Below are 8352 nucleotides of genomic sequence, written 5' to 3'. Positions count from 1 at the left end.
TGGCGCTCCAGCAGACCACGCGCCGCGGCGGTGACGCTGGCGTTCCACTGCATGCGCCAGTCGCCGTCGCTCATCTGGTCGCTGTAGGCGAGCTGGAACGGCAGGTAGTGCAGCGGCGTGGCGATCTCGCCGGCACCGAACACGGTGCGCTCGCGCAGCAGCTTCAGGTCGGCGCCCCAGCTCAGCGTGGCGGTGCGTTCGCCGCCGTGATGCGAGAAGACGGTGGCGCGGCGCAGGCCCAGCGTCGTGCCGCGACCCAGCACCTGGCTGCCGCCCAGCGTTTCCACGTCGCTGTTCGACAAGGTCAGCGAGAAGTTCCAGCTCTCGGTCTCGCTGTCGGGAACCGTGTAGTTGGCCACCAGCACCTTGGACTGTTGCGGTGCCAACGGCGCGGTGATGAAGTTCAGCTGCAGCGCATGGTCGCGCTGGAACAGGTTCTCGTAGCGCAGCGTGGCCTGCAGACGGATCGGCTCGGTGCCGGCCGAATGCTGGTTGTGCACTTCGACCGAGCCGGAGAACGGCAGCTTGTCGTCGACCTGCAGTTCCACGTCCACAGTGCCGGGCAGGCGGCCGGGCTTGAGCACCGGCTGCACCCGCCTGTCCTCGCTGCGGTTGACCTCCGCCAGCTGGGTCTGCACGCGATTGAAGTCCGGCACGCCGCCAGGCTTCAGTTCGGTCACCTTGCTGCGGATGTAGCCCTGGTCGTGGTACTTCGAGCCGACGACATAGAGCGCGCCGACACGGCCTTCGATGACGACCAGCCGCACCACGCCGCCGTCCACCCGCTGCTCGGGCACGTCGACCAGCACCGTCAGGTAACCCGCCCTCTGGTAGACCGCCTCCAGCGCGGTGCGCGCCGCGTCCACGCCCTTCATGCCCTGGCCGGGGCCGAGGAAGGGCTCGACGGTGGCCGCTATGAGCGCATCGGGCAGCACGGTGTTGCCTTCGACCTGCAGCTCCAGCAGATCGAAGCCTGCAGGCTGCGCCTGGGCGAGAACCGGCAGAGCGGCCAGCACCAGCGCAAGCGCGGGCGCGAGCAGACGAGCGCAAAGGACAGAAGCAGCGGCGAGATGATTCACGCTTCGCATGTTCGGTGGATGGGGTGACGCAGCGGGCCTGGCGGCATGGCCCGAACGGCCCATGCCAACCCGGCCCGCGAGGCGGATTTGTGACGGAGGCAGCGCCGGCTGCAGCAGAAGAAAAAACGGGTGGGGCCGCGCGATGTGGCACCCACCCTGCATGCGGCCCGGAGCGAGCTCCGGGCCGGCCCGGCGCGAAGCCGGGAAGCGTTGTCGTGACTTACTTGACGATGCGCATCGGCGAGCACGAAGCCGCGATGTTGCGGTCCATGCGCGAAGCGAACTTCAGCGTGACCGGGTCGGTCTGGTCTTCGTAGGCGCCGGTGTAGCTGGCCGGAGCGGCCATCACGCCTTGCTGGGTATCCACGTCTGCAACGTTCAGCTGCGCAGCCTTGCCGCCGTTGGCGCGCAGGGCCGTCAGGAAGGCCTTGACGTCCGCGTCGGTCAGCGTGGTCTTGCTCCACTGCATCGTGGCGTTGTAGACGAACTTGTAGTTGCCGACCTTGGCCGAGTCACGGGCCGGCGAAACGCCGTCCAGCTTGACGAAGCGGTAGCCCTTGTCGGTGCTGGTGCCCGTCGGGGTCGGGGTGTTTTCGCGGCTCAGCATGCCGATGGCGTAGGCGGTGCCAGGCAGGCCTTCGACGGTGGTGCCCAGGCAGGTCTCGACGGCGCCGGAGCCCGAACCGAGGTTCCAGGCCAGCGTGCCGGTTTCGGCCAGCGCGGGCGAAGCGACGACGGTGGAGTTGTCGGTGCCGACGGTCTGGCCGACCGGTGCATAGGTCGCCGTGCCGGTGCCGCAGCCGGCGTTCAGCAGTTCGACGTTGAAGCTGGCCTGGGTGCCCGAGCCGATGTTGCGGCGGCAGACGTTGACCTGCTTGCCCAGCACGGCGGCGTCGACGCTGGCCGGCACGACGATGTTCCAGCCGCGCTTGTCGGCGGTGCTGCCGGTCAGTTGACCCGACATGGCCGAAGCGACGAAGGTGCGCGACAGCGTGGGCATCTTGTTCGGGGCTTCGTCGATCACGCCACCGGCGGCGATCAGGCCCTGGGCTTCCTGCAGCGCGCGGTACAGCTTCTTGTTGACCACCACACCCATGATGGTCTGGTTGAAGGCCTTGGAGTCCAGCGTCGTGGTGTCGACCTTGACTTGCGGCGCGGGCAGGTTGACCGGCTTCTGGAACAGCGCCGGCTCGACGTCGGAGACGCCGGCATCGGCCAGGCGCGAGACGGTGTTGTTGCAGGCGAAGCTGGGGACCAGGATGTCGGTGGCCGGCGAAGCGTTGCCGGTGGCGGTGCAGGTGCCGTTGACGGCCATCAGGTCCTGCGGGGTGGCGGTGGCGATCGGGTTCACGCCCTGGAACGAACCACCTGCGTCACGCTTGACGAACAGCACCGGGGTGCCGACCACCCAGTTGCCAACCTTCTTCTTCAGGTTGCAGGAATAGGCGCGGTAGTTGCTGCCGGAAGGCGCGGCACCGGTGCCGTTGAAGAACACGTCGAACGTCGACGGGTTGCACTGCGCCTGGAACCAGGCACCGACGAACAGGCGCTGGGCCGAGCCGCCGGCCATGTAGACCTCTTTCAAGGTGCCGGCGGTGCGGGCTGCGTCGATTTGGGCGGGGCTCAGGGCGTGGGCGCTGCCAACAGCAGCCATCGCGGCCAGGGCGATCAGGCGAGTTTTCATGTGTGACTCCATCAAGGGAATTTGGTTGTCGGGCAGTTGCGCTTCATACAACGTGCAACAGGCCTGACTATCTCCAGCGGGAGTGACACCGCGAGGGGCACGCAGGCCGATTGCGATGCGGCATTCGGACCATGCGCAACCGGCCAGCTGTCATTCAAGGGGGAATGGGCTGGCAACCCCCTAATGCAGCGCGGCATGCCCGTAAATCGCCTCTGGGCTGACCCTGTGTGCGCGGGCGCACGCTGTCACGATGCTCGGGCGCCCGTCAGATCTGCACGCGCGTGCCCAACTCCACAACGCAGCCGTGCGGCAGCTTGAAAAATTCCGCAACGCTGCCAGCGTTGCGCGACATCGTTGCGAACAAGGATTCGCGCCAATGCGCCATGCCTGACCCAGGTGTCGGCACGACGATCTCACGGCTCAGGAAATAGGAGGTTGCCCCCTGATCGATGGTCAGCCCCTGACTCGCGCACTGTTCGAGCGCGGTCGGGATGTCGGGCTCGTCCATGAAGCCGTAACTCATTTCCACGCGCCAAAAGCCCTTGACCAAGTGAGTCACCCGTACACGCTCGCCAATCGGCACACGAGGTACCTCCTCGAACTTCACGGTCAGGATCAGGTTCTGCTCATGAAGGACCTGGTAGTGCTTCATGTTGTGCATCAGGGCTTGCGGCACTGTGCCGGGATTGGCAACGGCGTACACGGCGGTGCGCTCGATGCGGTGTGCTTCCTTGTCCTCGGCCAGAGACGTGATGAAAGGAATCAGGTCAGGATCGTCCCTTCGGATGTGTTCGATCAGCAACTCGCGTCCGCGTTTCCAGGTCGACATGATCGCGAATATCGCGGCCCCCATCACCAGCGGGAACCAGCCGCCTTGCAGCAGCTTGAGGGAGCACGACACCACGAGGACTGCGTCAATCAGAAGGAACAGCCCGGTGGCCGCAAGCGCCAGCGCAAGCGAGTGGTTCCAGGCGTAGCGGACCACGAAAAAGGTGAGCATCGTGGTGATGAACATCGTGATCGTCACGGCGATGCCATAGGCCGAAGCCAGTGCGGACGAACTGCCAAAGCCCACCGTCGCCAGCAGCACCGCGACCATCACGACCCAATTCACCATCGGTACGTAGATCTGCCCGGCTTCCTTCTCGGAGGTGTTGAGGATGTGCATGCGCGGCAGCAGCCCGAGCTGGATGGCCTGCTTCGTCATGGAGTAGGCCCCCGAAATCACCGCCTGCGATGCGATCACCGAGGCGGCGGTCGCCAGCAGCACCGCCGGGATCAGCAGGGACGACGGGAACAAGCGGTAGAACGGGCTTTCCAGCGCGCCAGGGTCGCTCATCAGCAGCGCCCCCTGCCCCATGTAGTTGAGCGCCAACGATGGCAGCACCAGGGTCGTCCAGGCAATTCGAATGGGCCGCGCGCCAAAGTGCCCCATGTCGGCATACAGCGCCTCTGCACCGGTGAGCGCCAGCACGATGGAGCCCATGATGACGAACAGGTGCCAGCCGCGCGCTTGCAGGAAAGCAAAGGCTTCCAGCGGATTCAGGGCTTCCAGGATGCCGGGTTGCCGGGCAATCTGCAGGGCGCCCATGACGCCCAGCACCAGGAACCAGACCGTGATGATCGGCCCGAACAGCTTGCCCACAGCTTCAGTGCCAAAACGCTGTGCCATGAAGAGGCCGATGATCACGATCAGCGAGATGGGCAGCACATACGGCTTGAAGGCGGGCGTGATCGCTTCGAGTCCCTCGACGGCCCCGAGCACCGAGATCGCCGGTGTGATGACACTGTCCCCGTAAAACAGCGCGGCCCCCAGGACACCGGTCAGCAGCAGCGCGGTCCGGCGTGTCGGCGTGCTGGTGGCGGCCAACGCAGTCAGGGCCATGATGCCGCCTTCGCCGCGGTTGTCGGCCCGCAAGATCAGGATGACGTACTTGAGCGTGACGACCAGCATCAGCGCCCAGAAGATCACCGAGACCGCCCCGATGATGTTGGTCGCGTCCAGCGGCACGTTGTTGGCGGGGTTGAACACCTCCTTCATCGTGTAGAGCGGGCTGGTGCCAATGTCGCCGTAGACGACGCCCAATGCGCCCAGCGTCAGTGCGCCCAAGCCATGCCGGTCGTTGGTTCTTGTCATGGCCGGGACCGTACCACGACGCGCGCCCGCCAATGCTTGCCATCGCTGAGCCGCCACGCCGCTGCGCTTGGCACTCTCGGATCCATCAACACCTCAGTTTGGTTGCGGGCGCATTGGGCACTTCACAGGTCACGGTCCGCAGCCGTCAGAAGAATGAACGGCAGAGTGTCACCATCCCGTCAAGCCACCGGCCTAGCCTGAGTCCGCCACCAACAGAGGACAGTCCATGCGATCAGCCGAAACGCTTTTACGGCGAGCTTGAAGCGTTGACCCTGGAGATCGCTTCCGAGGCTCCCGCGCTGCAGTCGCATTGGCCGACCCGGATCGGGCGCGCCAGCTTCGAATCCGGTGCGCGCAACCTGGCGGCCTATCTCTGCCTGAGGAAACGCGATCCTCGTCCGCAGCAAAGAGACTTGATGCTGTTGGGACTGTCATCCCTGGGCCGAGATGACCGACGCGGCCATGGGTGCCAGGGCCGAATGCGTGATGCTGAACAAGGGTCCGCACTTGCTGGAAGCGGTGGACATCCTGCGCGACCTGTTCGGCCGGATGGACGCGCAAATGCACAAGAAGACGCCGCAGTTGCGGCGGTTGAAGAGTTGGTGAGATTCGAGTGACGACAAGCGCCATCCGATAAGCCCCTTTGGGACTGATGATCCAGCCAGACTTGCCCGAGGCCTCGGCGCGTCCTACCATCGGCCAGCGCACACCCATGACCGGGTGATGACGCGAGGCAAGTTCATTGCCCCTTCAGAAAGCCGCGTCAACGTGGCCACTGCTTGCTTGAATGTGACGAGTGGCCAGGACGAAGCGTGGTCCCGGGCCATCACGGCAACTGCGACGACCCGGCGCTTGGCGCCGCCCCCTGCGCACGACTTTTGAAGGAGCCACCCGTGTACATGCCCAATGATCTCAGAGGCGACCTTGTGCTCGCCCGCACCCAGAACGGCCAGAAGGTGGCTGTGGAGGATTCTTCCACCCTGGAAACCGATGACCGCCGCCTGCTGCTGCTGGTCAATGGCTTCACGCCGTTGAGCCACCTGGAGGAACGCCTGCCCATCGGCAATGAACTCAAGGCGGCAGTGCGCAAGCTGCTGGACCGTGGATTGGTTTCGCAAGTGCAGGCTGCTGAGCCCGCCGCTTGGTCCCCAGCATCCGTGAGACCGCATTGAGCGTTGTCCCCTTGATGTGGGGACAAGCCGTGGACAAGTACGGCGGCCTCCGGCCAAGTCCGCGCCCGGCTTGGCTTCCGGACAGATTGCTGCACCATGAGGCACGCATGACGGCCGGCGTCCAGTCACGCTGAGTCACGCTGCTGTCGTTACGTTCGCTAACACTGCAGGCTTTAACGGAAGCTCGGGCGATTGGCTTTGCGCAATGGCCGGGCTTGCGCTGCATGAACCCCGATGCCATTCCCTGCAAGACCGAGCTCGCGCGCGAGTTGCTTCGCCAGCGCAATGCGCTGCCAAGGAGCCAGCGGCTGTTCCTGATCATGATCGACGGCCGACAGCCGCTGCGGCACTTCGCGCAAGCTGCCGCGCAGTTGGGCATCGGTGCTTCGGCTTTGAACAACCTCGTCAGCGACGGGCTACTGCAGTGGGGCGCCAACCAGCCGGCGCCGGGCCAGAAAGCCGCGGCACCGCTTCCCGCCGAACCCGAGCCACCCACGGCAAGCCCGCAGCGTGCACCCGCGCCCATGCCCTCGCTGGCGGCGGCCAAGATGTACGCCATGGATTTGGCGGCATTGATGCTGCCCGGGCAGGACGGCGCCATCCGGCAGGCCTCGCGCGCCGTGATTGGCCCAGGCGAGTTGCGAATCTGGCTGGGCGAGACCGCCCGCTTGATCGCCGAGCAGGCAGGCCCTCAACGGGCTGCGTTGTTCCTGGAGAAAGTCGGCGCGATGCTGCCGGATGACGCGAGGCTCAGCTGAGCGCCGAGGCATCTTGCTGGCGTATCGAACAGGCAGTCACCTTCGAAAGTCGCCGGCGGCCCTTCGTCGTGGCAGCCGTGTGACCCGTTTGGCTCAAGCGATGAGCCTGCGCGCCATGGCCTCGGCCACCGCATGCGCGCGGTTGCGTGCGCCCAGCTTGCGCTGGATGCTGCGCAGGTGGTTCTTCACCGTCAGCGGACTGATGCCCAGCAGTTCGCCGATCTGCGCATTGGCGTGTGAATCCCGCACGGCCGAGAGCACCTGCAACTCGCGCGCAGACAGCGCCGAGCCCTCGCCCACTGGCTGCCGGCGCGAGGCCAGCTGCGCCCCGCCCTCGGCGCGCATCCAGGCAAAGTGCAGGTAGGGCACCCAGAGCTCCAGCGCCGTCAGCGCGTCGGCCATGCAGGCCTCGCTGGCGGGCTGCTGGCTGACAAAGGCAAACAACAGCTCCGGCCCGCCACGCGACAGGCCCGTGTGCAGCGCATGCACGCGCAGGCTGCGAAAACCGGCCTCGCCCAGGCCTGCAAACAGCGGCTGGGCGGTATCGCCTTCGCGCCGGTTGCCCGGTGCCTCCAGCTGCGCCAGCGGGATCTGCAGCGCGCGTTCGTCACCGCGCTCCCACAGCTCGAGCAGGCGGCGCCACACTGGCGCGTCGGGGTCTGCCAACGAAAGTTTCAGTGCTTCGGGCAGCGGCACGCAGTTCAGCATGCGGGTCCGCCGCATGCCGCGGCCGCCGTCCATGCGGCACAAGGCCAGCTCGTGCGGCACGAAGCGATGAATGTGCAGCCGCAGCCAGACAAAGAACTGCTGCGGCGAGCCAATCGCATGCGCCGCTTCCATACCGCGCAGGAATGCATCGCCAAATTCCACTTGGCTGGACAGCGGTGGTCGCAATGAATTCATGGGCGACCGGTCGCCTGGACGCGCCGTTCGCAAGTTAGGTACTGCATTTGATGTCTCCTCCCGGAACGGGCGCGAGCTTAGGCCGCCAGCATGACCTTTACATGACGTTTACGCTTCTACAAACGCCAGCCTTATGCGCCTGCTGACGTGAAACCGTCATCGGCCGCAACGAAGATGCCCAGGCCTGCAAGATCCGGCCCCTTCGGCCCCAGCCCGTGACACCGCCCTCGCCCATCCCCCTGCAACCCTGGCACCGACAAGCCGGCACCGACTGGTACCGGCTGCAAGGCATCGACAGGTCCATGCTGGGTGCCCAGCAGCTTTACCTCGCCGGCAGCGAAGGCCTGATGCTGGCCGCCTCGCAAGCCGCGCTGGAACTGCGGGCCGACGACTGGCTGGGCAGCGGCACCCTGCGCAACAGCTTTTATGTCGAGCCCTGGGCCCAGCTCTCCACTGCGCGCGAACTGGCCCTGGTGCTGGACGCGCAGGGCAGCTTCCGGGTGCGCGTGATGCGCGCTTCGCGCGGGCAAACCCCGGTGGTGCTGCGCGAGCTGCATGTGGACAGCGCCTCGCGCAGCTGCCATGCACTGCCGCTGGGCTCGCTGTCGGCGCTGCCGGA

8 protein-coding genes are annotated in these 8352 nt (G+C 66.0%); 4 read left to right on the top strand and 4 right to left on the bottom strand.

Annotation, left to right across the window (positions count from 1 at the left end; all coding sequences use genetic code 11):
• The 3 genes from FKP22_RS13955 to FKP22_RS13945 all read right to left on the bottom strand — a co-directional run.
• Positions 1-1088, bottom strand: a 1088-nt coding sequence (locus FKP22_RS13955) for a POTRA domain-containing protein (RefSeq protein ID WP_170200900.1), incomplete at its 3' end; no start/stop codon positions are given.
• A 211-nt stretch (positions 1089-1299) separates the two neighbouring features.
• The gene (locus FKP22_RS13950; protein ID WP_141288087.1) at positions 1300-2763 is read right to left on the bottom strand and encodes a hypothetical protein; all 1464 of its coding nucleotides are present in this window, start codon (positions 2761-2763) and stop codon (positions 1300-1302) included.
• 265 nt (positions 2764-3028) lie between these two features.
• On the bottom strand, positions 3029-4900 hold the full coding sequence (locus FKP22_RS13945) for a potassium transporter Kup (protein ID WP_141288086.1): 1872 nt from the start codon (positions 4898-4900) through the stop codon (positions 3029-3031).
• Positions 4901-5347: 447 nt separating this feature from the next.
• Here FKP22_RS13945 and FKP22_RS13940 point away from each other — a divergent pair, with 447 nt between their 5' ends.
• The 3 genes from FKP22_RS13940 (at position 5348) to FKP22_RS13930 (ending at position 6830) form a co-directional block, all read left to right on the top strand.
• Entirely contained in the window at positions 5348-5506 is a 159-nt protein-coding gene (locus tag FKP22_RS13940; protein WP_211361407.1) for a hypothetical protein, read from the top strand.
• Positions 5507-5793: 287 nt separating this feature from the next.
• Positions 5794-6072, top strand: coding sequence for a hypothetical protein (locus FKP22_RS13935; RefSeq protein ID WP_141288085.1), 279 nt, complete (start codon positions 5794-5796; stop codon positions 6070-6072).
• Between the two features lie 224 nt (positions 6073-6296).
• A complete protein-coding gene (locus FKP22_RS13930) occupies positions 6297-6830 on the top strand; it encodes a hypothetical protein (RefSeq protein ID WP_141288084.1) in 534 nt (177 codons plus the stop codon).
• A gap of 93 nt (positions 6831-6923) precedes the next feature.
• On the opposite strand, the gene FKP22_RS13925 is transcribed toward FKP22_RS13930, so the two are convergent.
• Entirely contained in the window at positions 6924-7733 is an 810-nt protein-coding gene (locus tag FKP22_RS13925; RefSeq protein WP_141288083.1) for a helix-turn-helix transcriptional regulator, read from the bottom strand.
• Between the two features lie 215 nt (positions 7734-7948).
• On the opposite strand from FKP22_RS13925, the gene FKP22_RS13920 reads away from it, so the two are divergent.
• Positions 7949-8352 (top strand): hypothetical protein (locus FKP22_RS13920; protein WP_141288082.1); only part of this gene is annotated, 404 nt, incomplete at its 3' end.

The sequence above is a fragment of the Ideonella azotifigens genome, from assembly GCF_006519715.1.
Taxonomy (GTDB): domain Bacteria; phylum Pseudomonadota; class Gammaproteobacteria; order Burkholderiales; family Burkholderiaceae_C; genus Ideonella; species Ideonella azotifigens.
Note: the sequence above shows the minus strand (reverse complement) of the source record. Positions and strands in the feature narration are given on the sequence as shown.

Bases quoted from the DNA above. Each gene is read 5' to 3' on its own strand.
- FKP22_RS13930 (WP_141288084.1), top strand. From the start codon at position 6,297: ATGAACCCCGATGCCATTCCCTGCAAGACCGAGCTCGCGCGCGAGTTG.
- FKP22_RS13945 (WP_141288086.1), bottom strand. From the start codon at position 4,900: ATGACAAGAACCAACGACCGGCATGGCTTGGGCGCACTGACGCTGGGC.
- FKP22_RS13925 (WP_141288083.1), bottom strand. From the start codon at position 7,733: ATGAATTCATTGCGACCACCGCTGTCCAGCCAAGTGGAATTTGGCGAT.
- FKP22_RS13950 (WP_141288087.1), bottom strand. From the start codon at position 2,763: ATGAAAACTCGCCTGATCGCCCTGGCCGCGATGGCTGCTGTTGGCAGC.
- FKP22_RS13940 (WP_211361407.1), top strand. From the start codon at position 5,348: ATGACCGACGCGGCCATGGGTGCCAGGGCCGAATGCGTGATGCTGAAC.